Origin of the sequence: Mogibacterium pumilum, assembly GCF_002243385.1 — a bacterium.
In the GTDB taxonomy this organism is placed as follows: Bacteria; Bacillota; Clostridia; order Peptostreptococcales; family Anaerovoracaceae; genus Mogibacterium; species Mogibacterium pumilum.
This window is the reverse complement of sequence record NZ_CP016199.1, coordinates 316,873-336,593: the sequence shown is the minus strand read 5'-3', so window position 1 is coordinate 336,593 and position 19,721 is coordinate 316,873. Positions and strand designations below refer to the sequence as shown.

The window sequence follows — 19,721 nt, the reverse complement described above, 5'->3', positions numbered from 1 at the left end:
GTTTATTCCTCCATTTGCGTAACTGTGTCCATCTGGATAAATATACTTTCCTTTTTCAGAATCGTAGTACGCTTTCTGGTGAAGTCTTGCAGATTCCTCTGCTGTCCAGTTCCAGATTTTCTCTTTTACTATATAGTTGATTAGTTTTTCTTTATCTGTTCGGCCTTCGTAGTTGTCTACTATGTATTTTGCCTGCTGAAAAGATATTACATACCTAAACAGATGAAGCTGCTTTCCTAAGTCACCTTTCATGCCGCTTGGATAATATGCTTTTTCTACGGTGCCTGCCAGGCTGCCCCAGAATTTATCATCGGGTTTCATATTTTTGTTTATCTTATCTGCTACTGCTCTTAGTTGATCTGCTGATGATCTTTCATCCAGTCTGTCCATCCCTGTAATTTTCATCAGTACAGACAGTTTCTTCTTGCTTTCGGAAGCGGATATGCTCTCTGCCTTCCAGGCATACCACATGTTATCAAATACTTTAGTACCGACTATTTGAGTATCTCTATAACAGGATGCGATGGCTTTAGACATATTAGAGGATTGACCTTTTCTACCAAGCATCTCTTTGAAATACTTGCCAAATTCTTTAATGCTTTCTATTGGCCAGCCTTGTTTTTCCAGCAGAAGAACCTTGACTGTAATATCTTCCTGGTACTTCTCCCAAGTTTTGTCATCTATTGACTTAGGTCTTTTGATGCCGAACATGTTTATAACATCCAGCTCCTTTACCTCTTCCTTTAGCTTTGCTCGCCATGAAGCTGCAAGGTTTGGATGAAATGCGCCCGCTCTAAATGACTTACCGAGATCCGACAGGGCTGCGTTTATCTGTTCGGTTGTGCTGTCTCCGGTGCTGAATAGGTTCTTTGTGGCATTCTCTATATCGTAATATTCCTGCTCTTTTTCTTCCCAGTATTTGAGCATTATGCGATGATTATTTGCAAGGTGGTCATAATACTAGGCAATCTGATTCTGACTTTCTGCAAATGGAGCAATTACAGCATACGTAACCGCATTTTCTCGGCAGCGTTTTGCTCTATCCTCATATGCATGTATCCTATTTCTTGCATATTCCTGTCCTTTAAGGATTTTATCACCATCTAGAATTTTGTCACCGACACTACTTATGAGGGTTTTGTATTCACCTATGTTGTATTTGATAAGCGATCTGACACTTTGTAGTACTGTCTTATAGTCCGCAATCTGCTGTTTTAGAGCATCGAAGGCTTTGCCTTCGAGTTCGTTGTTATTGATAAATGCGTCTAGCTTCTGCTCTACATTCATAGTCTTCATGGATACATCGTTTAGGTTGTCTATAGCTTCTCTACATTGAGCTTTGATTTCTGCCGGGTCTAAATAAAAATATGCACTCACACTGTTACTTCCTTTCACATATTATTTATTTTTATTATCTTCTTTTCAGTATCTGTATGCTTTATTATTATTTTTTAATTTTATCATACTTTTATCTTTTCTACTAAAAAATAGCAGCCGCAACGCAGCTGCTATTTTTCATCTTTTAATTAATTTAAAACCAATTTTCAAAGTGATTTTCAGCAATTCAGTTTCTAAACCAGCGTCATCTGCTCGCTTTCAGCCTTTTCCTTCTTAGTCATCGGCTTCGAAGCATCATCCTCATCTAAGACCTTTGCAAATGATACGATTTCATCACCAGAATCAACCTTCATGATCTTTACGCCCTGAGTCGTTCTGCCTGACTTTGATATCTCGTTCGCTCTGATTCTGATAATTACACCGTTCGAATTGATCAGCATAATTTCATCATCCTTACTTACAAGTGTTGCACCAACTAGCTCTCCAGTCTTCGAGAACTTAGTCTTATCATAAGTTGAAACGCCCTTTCCACCTCTGGTCTGAAGTCTGTACTCGTCGAGGCTCGTTCTCTTACCAAAACCCTTCTTAGTCATTACCAGAAGTTCACGATCTCCTGTGCTGTCGAGCTCCATCGATACGACTTCATCGTCCCTATCTAGGGTGATAGCTCTTACACCACCGGCACTTCTGCCCATACTTCTGACATCATCCTCGTGGAATGTGATTGACTTACCCTTCTTAGTCACAACGTATACGCTCTCTTCACCGCTCGACTGGCTTACCGAGATGAGCTTGTCATCATCCTTAAGCGTAATAGCGATGAGTCCAGTCTTACGGTTAGTATCGAACTGAGACATAGGAGTCTTCTTGATAGTTCCATTTCTAGTAACCATGATTAAGTAATTGTCATCTGCAAATTCCTTAACCGGTATAACCGCAGTTACTCGCTCGCCCTGGTCGAGGTTGAGAAAGTTAATACCTGGAGTTCCCTTAGCCGTTCTCGATGCTTCAGGAATCTCATAAGCCTTAATCTTGTAAACTTTACCGAGGTCTGTAAAGAACATCAGATAGTCGTGAGTCGACGTGATGATGAGATCCTTTACAAAGTCGGAATCTCTAGTCGTGAGTCCAACTATTCCCTTTCCACCGCGGCGCTGTGCCTTGTAGGTGTTCTCCGGAACTCTCTTGATATATCCGAGGTGTGTCAGAGTAACTGCTACATCCTCTTCATCGATTAGGTACTCTTCATCGATTCCACCGTCATCAGCAACAATCTTAGTTCTTCTGCCGTCGCCGTACTTCTGCTTGATTTCGAGAAGCTCTTCCTTGATAACTCCCATCAGCTTAAGCTCGTCAGCTAGGATTGACTTGTAGTAAGCAATCTTCTGCATTAGCTCATTATGCTCATTCTCAATCTTCTCGCGTTCCAGACCCTGTAGTCTAGCAAGTCTCATGTCTAGGATAGCCTGAGCCTGAATCTCACTGAGACCAAATCTCACCATCAGCTTTTCCTTAGCATCGTTGTAGCTGGAACGAATAACCTTGATTACTTCATCGATATTGTCGAGCGCAATCAGTAGACCTTCCAAGATATGAGCTCTTGCCTCAGCCTTTGCGAGGTCGAACTTAGTTCTTCTAGTAATTACAATCTTCTGATGCTTTAGATACTCATCGATAATCTCGTAAAGCTTGAGAACCTTAGGCTCGCCGTTAACCAGTGCGAGCATAATCATACTGTAAGTGCACTGTAGCTGAGTATGTTTATATAGTCTGTTGAGAATTACGTTAGGATTTGTATCCTTCTTGAGCTCGATTACAATTCTCATTCCCTCTCTGTTGGACTCGTCTCGAATAGCCGAAATTCCATCGACCTTCTTATTACGAACGAGGTCAGCCATCGATTCGATGAGCCTTGCTTTATTCACCTGGAATGGAATCTCTGTGATTACAATTCTCATTCTGCCACGAGCAGTTTCCTCAATCTCACTCTTAGATCTTACTGTAATCTTTCCTGTTCCTGTCTCGTAAGCTTCCCTAGCCGAATCTCTACCAAGGATGCTCGCACCCGTTGGAAAATCTGGAGCCTTGATAATCTTAATCAAATCGTCAGTGCTACAGTTTGGCTCGTCAATTCTCTTGATACAAGCGTCGATTGTATCGCTTAGGTTATGAGGAGGAATGGAAGTCGCCATACCTACGGCGATACCGTTCGATCCATTTATAAGAAGGTTAGGAACTCTCGAAGGTAGAACCACCGGCTCCTTCTCCTCACCGTCGAAGTTTTCTGTAAAATCAACAGTGTCTTTCTCTATGTCGCGAACCATCTGCAGCGAGAACGGTGACATTCTAGCCTCTGTATAACGCATCGCAGCCGCTCCGTCTCCGTCCACAGAACCAAAGTTACCGTGTCCGTCTACTAGTGGATATCTCGTCGAGAAATCCTGTGCCATCTTAACCATGGCATCGTATATTGAGCTGTCACCATGAGGGTGATATTTACCCATTACTTCTCCGACAATACGCGCTGATTTCTTGTGCGGCTTGTCTGGAGTAATACCTAGGATGCTCATTCCATATAGAATTCTTCTGTGTACTGGCTTGAGTCCGTCACGAACATCTGGGAGTGCACGTCCGACAATAACGCTCATCGCGTAGTCGATATAAGAATTCTTCATCTCATCATATATTTCATGAGTGATGATTTTGCTATCTTCTAAAAGCGTAGTCATTATATCTCCTTAATGTCCATTAAATATCTAGTGTTGCGTATCTTGCGTTGTCTTCAATGAACTTCTTTCTTGGCGGAACCTTATCTCCCATCAGAGTTGTGAAGATTTCGTCTGCAGCAGTTGCATCATCAATCTTAATCTGCACGAGAGTTCTGTGGTTATAATCCATAGTAGTTTCCCACAATTGGTTAAAGTCCATCTCACCAAGACCCTTATATCTCTGAATCTCAATCTTCGCATTCTTATTCTTAGCCTTAAGTTCAGCGAGTAGCTTCTCCTGCTCAACATCTGAATAAGTATAGTGAAGTTCCTTACCCTGCTTTACTCTGAATAGAGGTGGCTGAGCCGCATATACATATCCACCTTCGATGAGCGGTGTCATGAATCTGTAGAAGAATGTGAGCAGCAGAGTTCTGATGTGCGCACCGTCGACATCGGCATCGGTCATGATGATAATCTTGTGATATCTGAGCTTCGTGATATCAAAGTTACTTCCTACTCCGCATCCAAATGCAGTTATCATATTCTTGATCTCGTCCGAGTTAAGAATCTTATCCTCTCTCGCTTTCTCTACGTTGAGAATCTTACCTCTGAGCGGAAGTACAGCCTGACGGTTACGGTCTCTACCAGACTTAGCGCTACCACCGGCAGAATCTCCCTCTACTAAGAAAATCTCTGAAAGTGCCGGATCCTTCTCCGAGCAATCTGCAAGCTTACCAGGTAGGGATGTCGTCTCGAGTACCGAAGTCTTACGAGTAATTTCTCTAGCCTTTCTAGCAGCTTCCCTTGCACGAGCAGCCTTGAGGCACTTATCAACAATGAGTTTAGCTTCCTTTGGATTCTCATCTAGGAAGAACGCAAGGTTCTCATTCATATTGCTCTCAACGAATCCTCTAACCTCGCTGTTACCAAGTTTAGCCTTAGTCTGTCCTTCAAACTGAGGATTTGTCAGCTTAACACTTACAATTGCTGTTAGACCTTCTCTAACGTCTTCACCCTGGAGCGAATCATCATTATCCTTAAGAAGCTTAGTTCTTCTAGCATAATCGTTGATAGTTCTAGTGAGAGCCGCTCTAAATCCAACTAGATGGAAACCACCCTCAATAGTGTTGATATTATTTGCATAAGAAAGTGTGAGTTCGCTATACCTGTCTGTGTACTGCATAGCAACCTCTACCTCGTATCCTTCCTTCTCATATTCGAAGTAGAAAATCTTGTTATTGATTAATCCTTTATTCTTGTTGAGATACTGAACGAACTCGATGATTCCACCTTCGTAGTGGAAACTCTCTTTCTTATTTCTGCCTTCTCTCTTATCCTCGATAGAAATTCTTAGTCCCTTGTTGAGGAAAGCCATCTCACGCATACGTCTCTGCAGTGTATCATAATCGAATACTGTCTCATCAAAGATTTCTGCATCCGGCCAGAAAGTAGTCTTTGAACCAGTTTCCTTTGAAGTTCCAATGATATCTAGCTTTGTAGTAGTCTTTCCTCTCTCGTACTCCTGCTTATAGAGATTTCCATTACGCTTAACTTCTACAATCATGTGAGTAGAAAGTGCATTTACTACAGAAGCACCTACTCCGTGGAGACCTCCTGATACTTTATATCCACCATCTCCAAATTTACCACCGGCATGGAGCTGCGTATGAATAACTTCAACAGCTGGAATTCCAAGCTTAGGATGAACGTCTACCGGCATTCCTCGTCCATCATCGGTAACGGTTATCGAGTTATCTTCATTTATCGTAACAGTGATGTGATTACAATACCCGGCGAGTGCTTCATCGACTGAGTTGTCAACAATCTCATATACGAGATGATGAAGTCCTGCAGGCCCAGTACTACCAATATACATACCGGGTCTAACCCTTACAGGTTCTAGTCCCTCAAGTACGGTAATTTGGGAGGCATCATAATTGTTTTGCTTATTTTCTGCGCTCATATTGACCTTCCTTTTTATATTTATAACCCGTTTATTTTAGCATAGAGGCGTTAAAATAGCAATAAAGGTAGTTTCACCCTTTTAAAAGAATAAAACTACCTTAAATCGCTTATTTTTTGATATTATTCTATTTTTATACGTTTTATTGTCTTATTATTTTCTGATTTTTGTTCCTAATTTATACAAGAGAACCGCTTTTTACGTTAAATATCTTTCCTTCTTCCATACCTTTGAGGAGTTCTGAATTAACCTCTGTTGACGTAAGAAACAGCTGAACATCTTCAATTTCATTTAGCAGATAACTCTGCCTCTCTCTGTCGAGTTCAGATAATACATCATCGAGAAGCAAGACCGCATTCTCACCTAGAATAATCTCGGCAAGCTGAATTTCAGCTAGCTTAAGAGAGAGCGCAACTGTTCGCTGCTGTCCTTGTGACCCGAATTTCTTGGCATCTATTCCATTGATGTAGAAATCAAGATCATCCCTGTGAGGACCTATACTGCAGTGACCGTTGTAAATATCACGGTCGCGGCAATTAATAATTTCATCAAGAATGTTCTCGGCAGATATCGATTCAACGTATTTTATCTCCAGAGTTTCTCTTCCTTTAGAGATGTTGTTCTGTATCTTAGAAGCTTTCTCTGATAACATCTCCACGAATTCGCGGCGAATTTTAATAATTTCACTACCGTATTTTGCAAGCTGCATATCATATATCTCAAGCATATCCATCATCTTCGGTTCACTTCCAGGTGATTTTAGCTGCTTTATAAGTGAATTCTTTTGCTTTAGCACTTCTTTGTAGTTACGAAGAGCCTCGAAATAACTAGGTCTGAGCTGACTTATCTCTTTATCTATGAAATTTCTACGCTTTTCCGGGCTGTCCTTAATGATTCTTAAATCATCAGGAGAAAATACAACGACTACTAGATTATTAAGAAGCTCTGCAGTTCTATTAATAAACTTATTATCCTTCTTAATCATCTTCTTGCCGTGATTATTAACAGTAATGCTAATTTTCTTCTCTATATCCTCGCTAACAGCTTCGATAGATACGTTGCAGCTCTCTTCCCCAATCTTGATTAGATCAGTTGAGTTGCTCGTGCGAAAAGAACGCGCAAACGCGCAGAGATATATAGCCTCTATGAGGTTGGTCTTACCCTGCGCGTTTTCACCTATTATTATATTTCGCTTACTATCGAACTCTACTTCGAGTTCGCTGTAGTTTCTGAAATTTTTTAGTTTTATACTATTTACTCTCATCCACAGTTTCCCATTACTAGTTGATTCTTACTGGAAGTACTAGATACAGATAAGTGTCACCCTTAAGCGGAGTGATGATGCATGGCTTTACACTGTCACTCATGTTGAGAATGATCTCTTCATCGTCGATAACCTTCAACACATCCATCATATATCTTGAGTTGAATCCAATCTCTAGGTTATCTCCCTCTTTCATGATTTCAACCATTTCCTTGATGCTGCTCTTTTCAGAAAGAGAGGTAATTTCAATCTGATCTTCACCTATATTCATCTTGATAAGGTTATTATTCTGTGCGGAAGCTATGATAGCAGCTCTATCGATACTCTTCATCAGCTCAATTCTGCTAGTTCTAATCTTTATATTAGTTTCAGCCTTGATGATTCTATTGTAATCGATATAGTTTCCGTTGAGTGTATTGAGAATTACTCTGTTGTTGTCAAAAAGCATAACAACCTTGTTATCCACAATCTCCATAAATAGCTGCTCATCGTTGTCATCGTCGCTGATAATCTTAGATACCTCTCCGAGGAGTTTTGCAGGAACCACGATGCTTAGCTTCTCATCTGTATCAACCTTTGCATTGTAAATAGCCATTCTAAATGTATCCACAGCTACCATGCGAAGATTTCCATCACCTAGCTCGATGAGGATACCCGTAAGTACTCCGTTAAGCTCGTCAGCGCTTGCGGAGAATGAAGTCTTACGAATTAAGTTTTTGATATCTTTCTTGCAAAGAATAATCTTATTACCTTCTCCAATATTGAATCTAGGGAACTCATCTGCTGAAAAACAATTAAAAGTAGAAGACGATTTACCGCTGTTAATCTTAATCTGGTTCTTTTCGTGATTATATTCCATCAAAACCTCCTCTTCAGGAAGCTTACTAACGATGTTGGCAAAGTTCTTTTCCTCTATAACAAATGAAACATCACCTTCACTATCAACAGGGATATTTGACTCAATAGTCATGTTGGTATCTGTTGCTGTCAGATACATTCTATCACCTTTAGTTTCAATAAGTATTCCCTCTAATATAGGGGAAGGCGTTCTCGTTGGAATTGAGTGAGATGCGTTGTTAATAGCTCTATTAAGTTCGTTTCTTGTGCAGTATATTTTCATCGAAATTCCCTTTCTTTTATATATTATATATTTAGTAATAATAGTAGGGGCTGTTGATAATGTGGATAACTTTCTTTTTGCTTATATTATCTCGCATCTAGTTCAAAAAGTATATTGATAACCCCTGATGATAAATAGTTAGTAAAATATGGATAAATAAACTTGAAAAAAAACAAGTGATTTTACCCTATAAATCGTGCTTCTTTAGCTTCTTGTTAATCTCATCTATGTCGTATTTGATTAGCTCATCTTCCTTATACAGAATCTGTATTTTATTACAATTACTCATTACAGTGGAGTGGTCTCTACCACCAAATATCTCACCTATTTTAGAGAATGAGAAATCAGTACTCTCTCTGCACAGGTACATCGCAACTTGTCTAGCAAGTGCAATCTCTGCAGTTCTGCGCTTCGAGTCGAGGTCTGAAACCTTGATATTGTAATAAGAAGCTACTGTTGACCTTATCCTCTCCGGAGCAATTGCTTTATCTGTATCTCTATATATATCCTTGAGAACAATCTTGGCAAAATCAAGATCTATCTTATTGTTCATAATCTCTGAGAAGCTTATCATACGGTTCATAGCACCTTCCAGTTCTCTGATATTATACTTGATTTTCTCAGCAATCAGATTGCAAACCTCTTCAATGTCACTATCCAGCTCTATATCAGCAAGTTCTATCTTCTTTTTAAGAATCGCTACTCTTGTTTCAAAGTCAGCAGGCTGAACGTCAGCTGTTATTCCAAATCCAAATCTCGTCGTCAGCCTCTCATCGAGCTTCTGTAGGTTGCTCGGAGGTCTGTCACTTGATATTACTATTTGTTTATTGTTCTCATATAAAGTATTGAATGTATGGAAGAACTCTTCCTGAGTAGCTTCTTTACCCTCCAAAAACTGGATATCGTCTATGAGAAGAATATCTATATTTCTATATTTTTCCTTGAACTGATTGGTATTCTGCGTATTAATCGCCTCAATAAGTTCATTCGTGAAAGTCTCGGATGATATGTAAAGAACATTTGAAGCAGGATCGTTCTTAATAACCTGAATTCCTATGGCCTGCATGAGATGAGTTTTACCAAGACCGGATCCTCCATATAGAAAAAGAGGATTGTAAGCTTCCGCTGGTGACTCGGCAACCGCAAGTGATGCAGCATATGCGAATCTATTGTTTCCACCAACTACGAAGTTTTCAAAGTTAAACTTAGGATTGAAAAGCTTAGAATTGTCTTTGTAAAGTGACTTTCTAACCTTTTTCTTTTTATCAATCTTATTACTCTTGTATTCGTCCTTTGATTTTATGACAACTTGAAAATCATCCCCGAGTAACCGTGAGAATATTTCTTCGATTTGAACTATGTATTTTTCTCTTAAAAATTTGATAATGCTGATGTCTTCAAGTTGAATGTAAATTGTATTGTTATCAAAATCGAGCTTATAAAGTGATAAATCCGAGAAAAACATGTCGAAGCTTAGTTTGCTTGTGGACTTCCTGATTTCCTCTATGAATGAATCCCATATCTTGTTAGTGTCCAATATACTGCCTCCTAAGTGAATAAACATATTTTACACAAATAAATCCACAACAGCAATAACTCTGAATCCTATAAAATCACTGTATTAGCACGTAGCAAAAACAAAGTTATACACATGTTGTGGATAACTTTGTTAATAAGTTAAAGCTACCACTAAATGTAGTATATGAGAAAATTTAAAAAAAATTTAAAATAATTTTTTCCTAAAGAACACTGTCAAAATGTTGTATCCATTGACTTTGTTATGGTTTGAAAGTATAATACCATGATGTATGTGCCTTTGGAATTTAGAAGACACAACTATATTAGATTATATCAAACGTTGATATGGAAGGAGAAAATAAAAAATGAAAAGAACTTACCAGCCTAAAAAGAGGCAGAGACTTAAGGAACATGGCTTCAGAAAGAGAATGGCAACTGCAAGCGGTAGAAAGATTCTCAAGAGAAGAAGAGCTAGAGGTAGAAAGAGCCTTACAGCTTAATAGCTAACAGAAGGTAAAGTGATCATGCTCAAAGAATCAACGCTAAGGAATCAACAGGACTTCAAGGTTGTCTACAATAAAGGTCAATCAAAAGTCTCAAGATTCATGGTTATTATCTATAAAAAGAATGGGCTTAATTATTCGAGAATAGCTTATGTTTCCAGTAAGAAAGTTGGAAACAGTGTAAAGCGCAACAGGTCTAAAAGACTTATGAGGGAAGCTTATAGGCTGATGGGGTGCGAAGTTAAGAGCGGGTACGACTTAATTTTTATAGCTAGGAATTCTATAAATGATCACAAATGTGAAGAAGTCAGAAGATCAATGTACGGAGTTCTTCGTTCGGAGCATCTTCTAGACAAGTAAGGGCTTTTAAAATGATAAAGCTTTTAAAGAATATTATTAAACGCATATTGATAATTATCATCAGAGGATATCAGAAATTTATTTCGCCTTTATTCCCATCTACATGTAGGTTTTATCCTACTTGTAGCACGTATTTTATACAGGCGCTTGAGAAATATGGACCTTTTAAAGGAACGTATTTAGGAATAAAGAGAATACTTAGATGTCACCCGGGAAATCCCGGTGGATACGATCCTCTAAGATAAGAAAGGACGGAATATGGGAATTATTGCGGTGCCTTTGGGTTATTTACTAACGTTCATTTATAAATTAGTTGGTAACTATGGTATTTCACTAATAATACTAACGGTACTCGTTAAGCTGATCCTCTATCCTCTCTACTTCAAGCAGATTAAATCGACAGCTTCGATGTCTTCGTTCCAGCCTAAGATGAAGGCTATTCAGGAGAAGTATAAGAATGACAAAGAGAAGATGAACGAAGAGATGACTAAGCTATACAGGGAAGAGAACTTCAACCCAATGGGAGGTTGTCTCCCAATGCTTATCCAGTTACCTATTATAATGGGTCTTTTCACACTTCTCAGAAATCCTATGAAGTATATAGTTGATGAAAAAATGATTTTTGCTGTTCATCAGTCATTTCTATGGATTAAAGACCTTGGACAGCCTGACCTTTGGATTCTTCCAATCGCTGCAGCTGTATCAACATATATTTCTTTTGCGATGACACAACAGCTTACAGGTCAGAATGAAATGATGGGTGGCCAGGGAAAGTCAATGAACATGATTATGAAGTACTTTTTCCCACTCAGTATTCTATGGCTTGCTAGAGCATATCCGGCTGGACTTGCAATATATTGGGCAGGTGGACAATTCATTCAGATTTTCTTGAACATCAGAATGAATAAGTTCCGTGCAAAGCTCAAGGAAGAGCAGGAACTTGAAGATAAGAGAAGACGTGCTGAGAAGCAGCTTGAGAAGATGAAGAAAGCAAGGATGAAAGGGTAATGATGAAAGCTTCAGAAAAATGGGGAGTTGATGTCGACACAGCCGTAGAGCTTGCGCTTCAGGAACTCAAACTCACCAGAGATGAAGTCAACGTTGAAATCCTTGAGGAATCAAGTAAAGGATTCCTCGGTATAGGATCTAAACTTGCTAAAGTGAGAGTTACTCCCAAGAATGACGGTGCTGATAAAGCACACAAGGAAAAAGCAACTTTCGATGATATAGACAGAATCCTAGCTGGTCTTCCTGAGAATAACACTGTAGTTGTTCCTGATGAGATCAGAAAAGATTACGATAAGTACGAAGAGGAAGAGCTTGAGGATGCTCGTGCGAGCGAGCGTGCTAGACAGGGAGATAAGAAGAAATCCCCTAGGCCTAAGAAGAACAGAGAGAGAAGCAAGAAAGATCATGGTAATTTTGAAGCAACTCTACTTCTTGATGTCGATAAGCTCACACCGGTACAGGATCATCCAGTCGAAGCATTCCTAAAAGAAATCACCAAAGAGATGGGCATTGACCTCGATTTCGAAGTTAAGGAAGGCAAGGATATTATCTACGTAAATGTAACTGGTGCAGACACTGGTACAATCATCGGTAAGAGAGGACAGACACTTGATGCTGTTCAGTATCTAGCTGGCCTTGTTGTTAATAAGGAAAATGGCGGATACACAAGAGTGGTTATGGACGCTGAAAATTACAGAGCTAAGAGAGAACAGACTCTTATAAGTCTTGCAAATAGACTAGCTGGTAAGGTGGAGCGCTCCGAGAGAAAGATTACTCTTGAACCAATGAATCCTTACGAGCGTAAGGTTATTCATTCAACACTTCAGAATCATCCAAGTGTAACAACTAGGAGTGAGGGTAAGGACCCTTATAGAAGAGTTATAATCGAGAAGAAATAACACTGAGAGCCCATCTTTGATGGGCTCTTTTCGTCAAACAGGAGAATTTATGGCAGATACAATTGCTGCAATTGCAACGCCTCTAGGGGAAGGTGGAGTAGGTATAGTTCGCGTGAGTGGACCTAATTCACTTTCCATTATGAAAAGCATATATCGTGAATGTCCAGATGAGGTAATTCCTCGTCATGTTTACTATGGTCATGCTGTGGATAATCAAGGAATAGTTATAGATGACATGGTAGCAATATACATGAAAGCCCCTCATACTTTTACAGGTGATGATGTAGTTGAGTTTCAGGCACACGGAAGTAATGTATCTCTTAGACTTATCCTAAGAAGTGCAATCTCCGCTGGGGCAAGAATTGCAGACCCAGGTGAGTTTACTAAAAATGCTTTTCTCAATGGTAGACTAGACCTATCTCAAGCGGAAGCTGTAATTGATCTGATAAAAGCAAAAAGTGAGAAGCCACTTAGCATTGCATCTGACCAGCTTAATGGCAGCCTTGGTCAGGAAATCGCTTCTATACGTAATAACATTAAAGATGTTTTGGCTCAGATGGCTGTAAATATAGATTTTCCAGATGAGGACATAGAACAAGTTTCATATGACGAGTTTGTAGCGGAACTTTCGAAGCAGCAAGTGAGGCTCGACAAATTAATTAAATCTTCTGAATTTGGAAAGCTTGCCAGAGAAGGAATAAAGCTAGCGCTTGTTGGACGTACAAACGTAGGAAAATCATCTCTGATGAATGGTTTACTCGGAGATGATAGAGCGATAGTAACTAATATACCGGGAACTACACGTGATACGATTGAGGAAAGTGCTACAATCGGTGGGTATCCTATCGTTATAGTTGATACAGCTGGAATTAGAGACACTGATGACGTTATAGAACAGATTGGAATTGAAAGATCTAAGAATGAAATTACTATTGCTGACCTTGTAATTATGGTTATCGATGGCAGCGGTAGTCTCGAAGACGAGGATTTTGAAATTGCCCAGCATATCGAAAGAAAGCAGGTACTTCTGGTAGTAAATAAAGAAGACCTTGGTGTTGCTATATCTGAAAGTGAAATTGAGAAAATTCAAAGCATACTTAACTGTATTGGTGTAGTTTATACAACTGTAAAGACTATCGAGGGAATCGGTAAAGTACGAGAGGCTATAGAGCATATTTTTACAGAAGGAATTGTTAAAAGTGACGGTGGTAATATTGTTACAAATGAGAGGCACAAAGTTGCTCTCGTGAGGGCAAGTGAGTCACTAGCTCATGGCATAGAACTTTTAGACATGAATGAACCACTTGAAATTGCTGAAATAGAGGCACATGATGCCTTTCAGGTGTTAGGAGAGATAATTGGAGAAACCGCGAGCGAAGAGATTCTAGATACGGTATTCTCTAAGTTTTGTTTGGGAAAATAAGTATGAATTTGCAGGAAATTAAAAATTCAAATAAATATAGGATGATGGGTGAATACGATGTAGTTGTCGTAGGAGCTGGACACGCGGGATGCGAGGCTGGTCTTGCTGCTGCAAGAATCGGATGCGAAACACTTCTGCTCTCCATGAACCTCGAATCTGTGGCAATGATGCCTTGCAATCCTTCAATTGGAGGAACTGGTAAGGGACACCTCGTATGTGAGATAGATGCTCTCGGCGGAGAGATGGGACTTAACATCGATAAGACATTTATCCAAAGCAAGATGCTTAACACATCCAAAGGACCAGCTGTTCATTCTCTCCGTGCACAGGCGGATAAGACGAGATATCATCTCGAGATGAAGAAGACCATTGAGAATGAGGAAAGACTCAGCCTTAAGCAAGCTGAAGTGGTTGATCTTATCATTGAAGACGGTTCGGTGTGCGGAGTGGTTACGAGAACCAATTCTATTTACATGGCTAAGGCTGTTATTATGTGTACAGGAACGTTCTTGGCTGGAAAGATATTTATTGGAGAAAGCGCTTATCACAGTGGACCTAGTGGTCTGGCGCCTTCGATGGAGCTTGCGGACAAGCTCCATGAATATGGGCTTCCGATGCGTAGATTTAAAACTGGTACACCTGCCAGAATGCTGGCATCGACTCTAAACTATGATAGGATGAAGCAGCAGGATGGAGATGATGAAATAATTCCTTTTTCGTTTATGAATGAGGGAAAGGATCTCGAAAGAAATCAGATATCGTGCTGGCTTTCTTATACAAATAGCGAAACACACAGGATTATACTTGAAAATATCGACCGTTCGGCGATGTATTCCGGCAATATTGTAGGTGTCGGTCCTAGATACTGTCCTTCTATTGAAGATAAGGTTTCGAGATTTAAAGATAGGGATAGGCATCAGTTGTTCGTTGAGCCAGAAGGTCTGGATACTGATGAAATGTATATTCAAGGAATGTCTTCAAACTTGCCAGAAGATGTTCAGGAGAAATTCTACCGTACAATTCCGGGACTTGAGCAAGCTGAAATTGTTAGACCTGCATATGCTATCGAGTATGACTGTATTGATCCGACGACTCTTAAGCCGAGCCTTGAGAGTAAGCTTATTGATAATATGTTTTGCGCGGGTCAATTTAACGGAAGCTCCGGCTACGAGGAGGCTGCATCGCAGGGAATTATCGCTGGAATTAATGCTGCTCGTAAGATTAATGGTGAAAATCCTCTTGTTCTCGGAAGAAACGAGGCTTATATTGGCGTTCTAATCGACGATTTAGTGACTAAAGGTACCACGGAACCTTATAGAATAATGACGTCGAGAGCGGAATTTAGGCTTATTCTGAGACAAGACAACGCAGATCGACGTCTGACAGAGATAGGATATGAGTATGGATTAGTATCTGACGAAAGATATTCTAATTTTATCGCAAAGAAGAAACTTGTAGATGGAGAGATAGAAAGACTAAGAAGTAAGTATGCTGAATTTAGTAAGCTTAATGAATTTCTAGTATCTCAAGGCAGTCATGAGGCAACGAATAATAATATTACGTTTTATGATCTTCTCAGAAGACCGGAGATATCTTATGAAGCACTGAAGGAAATAGATGACGAAACTAGACCTGAACTCAATCGTGCTGAAAGATACGAGGTAGAGGTTAGAATTAAATATGCAGGATATATCGACAAGCAACTAGTTCAGGTTGAGAAGATGAAAAAGCTTGAGAATAAAAAGCTTCCAGAAAATATTAACTATAACGAAATCAACGGTTTAAGGCTTGAAGCTAGACAGAAGCTTTCGGAGATAAACCCTATTAGTATAGGTCAGGCAAGTAGGATCAGTGGAGTTTCTCCAGCGGATATTAATGTGCTCCTTATCTATCTAGAGAAAGAAAGAAGAAGTATTGAACGAAGCGAGAGGAATGAGTATGAAGGATAATTTAGTCTCAGAACTCAATAATAAATATGGGAACAACAAGACTGACAAGATGGTCAACTATATGCAGAGAATCCTAGAAATCAATGAGCATATTAACCTTACAGCAGTAAGGGAAGAGGGCGAATTTCTTGAGAAACACATTATAGACTCTCTAGTTTGTAACGATTATGAGGAATTTCAGAGAGCTAAGCTCGTTGTTGATATGGGTACTGGTGGTGGATTTCCTGGTATTCCGCTTGCTATAACAAACCCAAATAAAAAGTTTATTCTTGTAGATTCCCTTAATAAGAGACTTAAGGTAATTGATCAAGTTGCTGCTGAACTCGGAGTTGAAAATATTGAACTTCTTCATACTAGAGCTGAAGATATGGGACACAATGTTAAGTATCGAGAGAAGATAGACGTGTGTGTATCTCGTGCAGTTGCTTCTCTAGATATCTTATCTGAATGGTGTCTTCCATTAGTTAAAAAGGGTGGATATTTTATTCCATATAAAGGAGAAGGTGCAGAATATGAAATTGCTGCTGCAGAGACCGCTATTAGGGTTCTTGGTGGTAATGTCGATAAGATAGAGAATCCTTCAGAGGATAAGAACGCTATATCTGGACATAGACTCATTTTCATAAAAAAGGTCAATGGCACACCGAAAAGGTTTCCACGCAAGCCGGGGATTGCAAAAAAGACTCCGATTCGTTAGAAATACTGTGATATATAATTTAATATTTTGATATCGTGTAGTGGGTAGCCAAAATGTTTCACGTGAAACATTTTGGCTACCCACTACATATTGTTTCACGTGAAACATTGAGAAGATTTTTCACTAAAAACTCACGCAAATATAACAAGAAATAAGTGAGATTTGTAGATAGAAAAGACGTAATACTATATAATTATACAAGTGAAATCTCGAAAAGGAGACTTATATGGGAAAAGCAATAGCAATATTTAATCAAAAGGGTGGAGTTGGTAAAACAACTACCAACATAAACCTGAGTGCCTGCCTCGCTGTACAAGGCAAGAAGGTTCTAGTAATCGACATAGATCCACAGGGCAACACTACTAGTGGAATAGGAATTAAGAAGAGAAAATTAACTGATACTCTATACGATGTATTAGTTAATAAAGATTATGATGTCCATAAAGCTATCCTTCAAACGAAGACAGCTAATCTGGACATCATTCCTGCAAGTGTAGATTTAGCTGGAGCTGAAATTGAATTAGTAAATATTGAGGGAAGAGAAAGAAGGCTCAAGAAAGCAATCGAGCAGGTTAGAGAAGAATATGATTACATATTCATAGACTGCCCTCCTTCGCTTGGACTACTGACAATTAACTCACTGACGGCAGTTGACAGCGTGTTAATCCCTATTCAATGCGAATTCTATGCACTAGAGGGAGTTAGTCAGCTTATGAGCACTGTTGAGCTAGTGAAAAAGAATATGAACCCGGACCTTCAAATTGAAGGAGTAATACTTAGCATGTTTGACGGTAGAACTAACCTCGCAATTCAGGTAGTACAAGAAGTTAAGAAATACTTTGGGAAGTATGTATTCTCAACTGTAATTCCTAGAAACGTTAGACTAGCTGAAGCGCCAAGTTATGGAATGCCAATTGTTAAGTATGACCCTTCGTCGGCTGGTGCAAAAGCATATAACAAATTTGCGTTAGAGTTCCTGGATAGAGAAAAGAGGAGAAAGAAGAAAAATGGCTAAAAGAAAAGGTGGTCTTGGAAGAGGGCTTGATGCACTCTTTGCAGACGCTGCTCCTCTGTTCGAAGAAGACTTGGAACAAAACGAAGAGGAAAACAGCGATGACAAACTTCTTGATATTATAGATGATGTAACAGGAGATAAAGGAAGAAAGCGATTTGAAGCTGACAGAAAGTCTAAAGCTAAAAATTCAACCAAGACCAAATCTAAAGCAGTTAAAACATCTGCAGATGATAGTTCCCCAAAAGCAGAGAAGAAAAGCGTTTCAAAGAAATCTATAAACAAGGATGAAGAAATTAACAGAAGTAGTATGGCAGCAGATGCAAAAGCATCCGCAAGTCCGGCTACTACTTCAAATACTACTATGCCTGAAGCAGATGATGAAGACAGAGTTCTATATATTGATATCAACGATATCAAACCTAACAAGGATCAGCCGAGAAAGACTTTTAATGAAGAGAAGCTGAAAGATCTTGCGAATTCTATTAAGGAAAACGGGGTTATTCAGCCGCTAATCATCAGAAAGTCAATGAACGGATATGAACTTGTAGCTGGTGAGAGACGTTGGCGCGCAGCAAGAATTGCAGAACTTAAGAAGGTTCCATGCATAATTAGAAACTTCGACGAGAAGCAGAACATGATTGTTGCAATCATCGAGAATATGCAGCGAGAGAATCTCGACCCTATAGAAGAGGCTATAGGACTGCATGAGATGATTAAGAGATTTGAATTTACACAGGAGCAAGTTTCTAATGCGCTTGGCAAGAGTAGAGCGTATATCGCAAACTCGCTTAGACTTTTGAAACTTCCAGAGAAAATTCAGAACATGATTGTTGAAGGAAAAATCTCTGCTGCGCATGGCAGGACGATAATAACAATCAAGGATGAAAAAAAGCAGCTGGAAGTATGCGATAAGATTATCAGAAACGGATTATCAGTAAGAGCTGCAGAGCGACTTACTGATAAAATAAAAGATGATGCGCGACCAGAGCGCAAGAAGAGAAAGCCTACTGTTAATGCAGAAATCGTTGCAGTAGAGAATGAATTACGAAAGATATTTGGCACGAAAGTTAACATAAACGGAAAATCGTCAACTGGAAAAATCGAAATCGAGTACTATAGTATGGACGAATTAAACAGACTGATAGATATGCTAAGAGGCGTAGAGTAGCCAAAGTTAGGAGTAGAAAATTTATGAACAGAAACGCAGGAAGTATAGCCGGCGCAGAATTTCTAGAGTGTTTGCCGGTACCGGCGTGTATGGTCAATAGAGAAGGAAACGTTGTCTACGCAAATTCACTTATAAAAAACGTATTTGCATATGATGACATAGTAGATGGAAATTTCTTTGCGCTTACAGGAAATAAAATAGAAGACCTCGAAGAAGCAAATGATGCGGATGAGGAAGTCAGAATAAAGCGCAATGAGCAAGTGTTTGTGTTGAAAACAGGCCGCGATGAGAGAGAAGACGGTATTATTACAGTCTTTTTCACCAACGTAACAGAAAGAGAATTTCTGAAAGCGAGCTATAGAGATGAGCATGTATGTCAGATGTATATCAGTATCGATAACTATGACGAGCTTATTTCAAACTCACCTTCGGACAGCAAGATGACAGTACCGGCTGAGGTAGATAAGATCCTCAGCAAGTGGGCAGAGTCTAACAACGCTGCAATAGAGAGCATCAGTGAAGACACGTACCTCGCAACGCTATATAGACGCGATGTTGATAATCTGATTGAGGGAAGATTCTCGATTCTGGATACAATCAGAGCAATTCAGACTAAAGATGATTTTCCGGTCAGCCTCAGCATCGGAGTTGGAATGGGTGTAAGAAACCTTCAGGAAGCTACAGAGCTTGCGGAAGCTGCACTTGACCTAGCAATGGGCCGAGGAGGAGACCAGGCTGTAGTGAAGAACGGTGACAGAACTCACTACTATGGCGGAAAACTCCAG

General features: G+C 39.6%; 18 protein-coding genes. 11 read left to right on the top strand and 7 right to left on the bottom strand.

The features are described 5' to 3' along the window. From AXF17_RS09115 to dnaA, 7 genes are all read right to left on the bottom strand, one after another. A partial coding sequence (locus AXF17_RS09115; RefSeq protein ID WP_169711293.1) for a DUF3114 domain-containing protein occupies nt 1–927 on the bottom strand: 927 nt, incomplete at its 3' end. 33 nt (nt 928–960) lie between these two features. After that, nucleotides 961–1,377: a hypothetical protein gene (locus AXF17_RS01645; RefSeq protein ID WP_094233516.1), complete on the bottom strand. Its 417-nt coding sequence runs from the start codon at nt 1,375–1,377 to the stop codon at nt 961–963. 194 nt (nt 1,378–1,571) lie between these two features. Continuing rightward, the gene (gene gyrA, locus AXF17_RS01640; protein WP_094233515.1) at nt 1,572–4,067 is read right to left on the bottom strand and encodes a DNA gyrase subunit A; all 2,496 of its coding nucleotides are present in this window, start codon (nt 4,065–4,067) and stop codon (nt 1,572–1,574) included. Between the two features lie 19 nt (nt 4,068–4,086). Next, complete coding sequence (gene gyrB / locus AXF17_RS01635) at nt 4,087–6,012, bottom strand: DNA topoisomerase (ATP-hydrolyzing) subunit B (protein WP_094233514.1); 1,926 nt, start codon at nt 6,010–6,012, stop codon at nt 4,087–4,089. A 178-nt stretch (nt 6,013–6,190) separates the two neighbouring features. Continuing rightward, the gene (gene recF / locus AXF17_RS01630) at nt 6,191–7,276 is read right to left on the bottom strand and encodes a DNA replication/repair protein RecF (RefSeq protein ID WP_094233513.1); all 1,086 of its coding nucleotides are present in this window, start codon (nt 7,274–7,276) and stop codon (nt 6,191–6,193) included. Nucleotides 7,277–7,292: 16 nt separating this feature from the next. Beyond that, a complete protein-coding gene (dnaN, locus tag AXF17_RS01625; protein ID WP_094233512.1) occupies nt 7,293–8,396 on the bottom strand; it encodes a DNA polymerase III subunit beta in 1,104 nt (367 codons plus the stop codon). A 187-nt stretch (nt 8,397–8,583) separates the two neighbouring features. After that, nucleotides 8,584–9,933 (bottom strand): chromosomal replication initiator protein DnaA, encoded by a 1,350-nt coding sequence (gene dnaA, locus AXF17_RS01620; RefSeq protein WP_094233511.1) that lies wholly within the window; start codon nt 9,931–9,933, stop codon nt 8,584–8,586. 346 nt (nt 9,934–10,279) lie between these two features. On the opposite strand from dnaA, the gene rpmH reads away from it, so the two are divergent. The 11 genes from rpmH to AXF17_RS09350 form a co-directional block, all read left to right on the top strand. Beyond that, nucleotides 10,280–10,414 carry a 50S ribosomal protein L34 gene (gene rpmH, locus AXF17_RS01615; protein WP_094233510.1) on the top strand — a complete coding sequence of 45 codons (135 nt, stop codon included), beginning with the start codon at nt 10,280–10,282 and terminating at the stop codon, nt 10,412–10,414. 24 nt (nt 10,415–10,438) lie between these two features. After that, nucleotides 10,439–10,777 carry a ribonuclease P protein component gene (rnpA, locus tag AXF17_RS01610; protein WP_094233509.1) on the top strand — a complete coding sequence of 113 codons (339 nt, stop codon included), beginning with the start codon at nt 10,439–10,441 and terminating at the stop codon, nt 10,775–10,777. Nucleotides 10,778–10,788: 11 nt separating this feature from the next. Further along, complete coding sequence (yidD, locus tag AXF17_RS01605) at nt 10,789–11,022, top strand: membrane protein insertion efficiency factor YidD (RefSeq protein ID WP_094233508.1); 234 nt, start codon at nt 10,789–10,791, stop codon at nt 11,020–11,022. A 13-nt stretch (nt 11,023–11,035) separates the two neighbouring features. Beyond that, entirely contained in the window at nt 11,036–11,785 is a 750-nt protein-coding gene (locus AXF17_RS01600; protein ID WP_094233507.1) for a YidC/Oxa1 family membrane protein insertase, read from the top strand. Then, on the top strand, nt 11,785–12,684 hold the full coding sequence (gene jag, locus AXF17_RS01595; protein WP_094233506.1) for an RNA-binding cell elongation regulator Jag/EloR: 900 nt from the start codon (nt 11,785–11,787) through the stop codon (nt 12,682–12,684). Before AXF17_RS01600 ends, jag begins: the two co-directional genes overlap by 1 nt. Before the next feature lie 49 nt (nt 12,685–12,733). Further along, complete coding sequence (gene mnmE, locus AXF17_RS01590) at nt 12,734–14,107, top strand: tRNA uridine-5-carboxymethylaminomethyl(34) synthesis GTPase MnmE (protein ID WP_157682518.1); 1,374 nt, start codon at nt 12,734–12,736, stop codon at nt 14,105–14,107. 2 nt (nt 14,108–14,109) lie between these two features. Then, complete coding sequence (gene mnmG / locus AXF17_RS01585; RefSeq protein ID WP_269466909.1) at nt 14,110–16,056, top strand: tRNA uridine-5-carboxymethylaminomethyl(34) synthesis enzyme MnmG; 1,947 nt, start codon at nt 14,110–14,112, stop codon at nt 16,054–16,056. Further along, the gene (gene rsmG / locus AXF17_RS01580; RefSeq protein WP_094233504.1) at nt 16,046–16,753 is read left to right on the top strand and encodes a 16S rRNA (guanine(527)-N(7))-methyltransferase RsmG; all 708 of its coding nucleotides are present in this window, start codon (nt 16,046–16,048) and stop codon (nt 16,751–16,753) included. The genes mnmG and rsmG overlap by 11 nt, the downstream gene beginning before the upstream one ends. A gap of 226 nt (nt 16,754–16,979) precedes the next feature. After that, nucleotides 16,980–17,768, top strand: coding sequence for a ParA family protein (locus tag AXF17_RS01575; protein WP_094233503.1), 789 nt, complete (start codon nt 16,980–16,982; stop codon nt 17,766–17,768). After that, nucleotides 17,761–18,936, top strand: coding sequence for a ParB/RepB/Spo0J family partition protein (locus tag AXF17_RS01570; protein WP_094233502.1), 1,176 nt, complete (start codon nt 17,761–17,763; stop codon nt 18,934–18,936). Before AXF17_RS01575 ends, AXF17_RS01570 begins: the two co-directional genes overlap by 8 nt. Before the next feature lie 23 nt (nt 18,937–18,959). Beyond that, nucleotides 18,960–19,721, top strand: a 762-nt coding sequence (locus AXF17_RS09350) for a GGDEF domain-containing protein (protein WP_330398514.1), incomplete at its 3' end; no start/stop codon positions are given.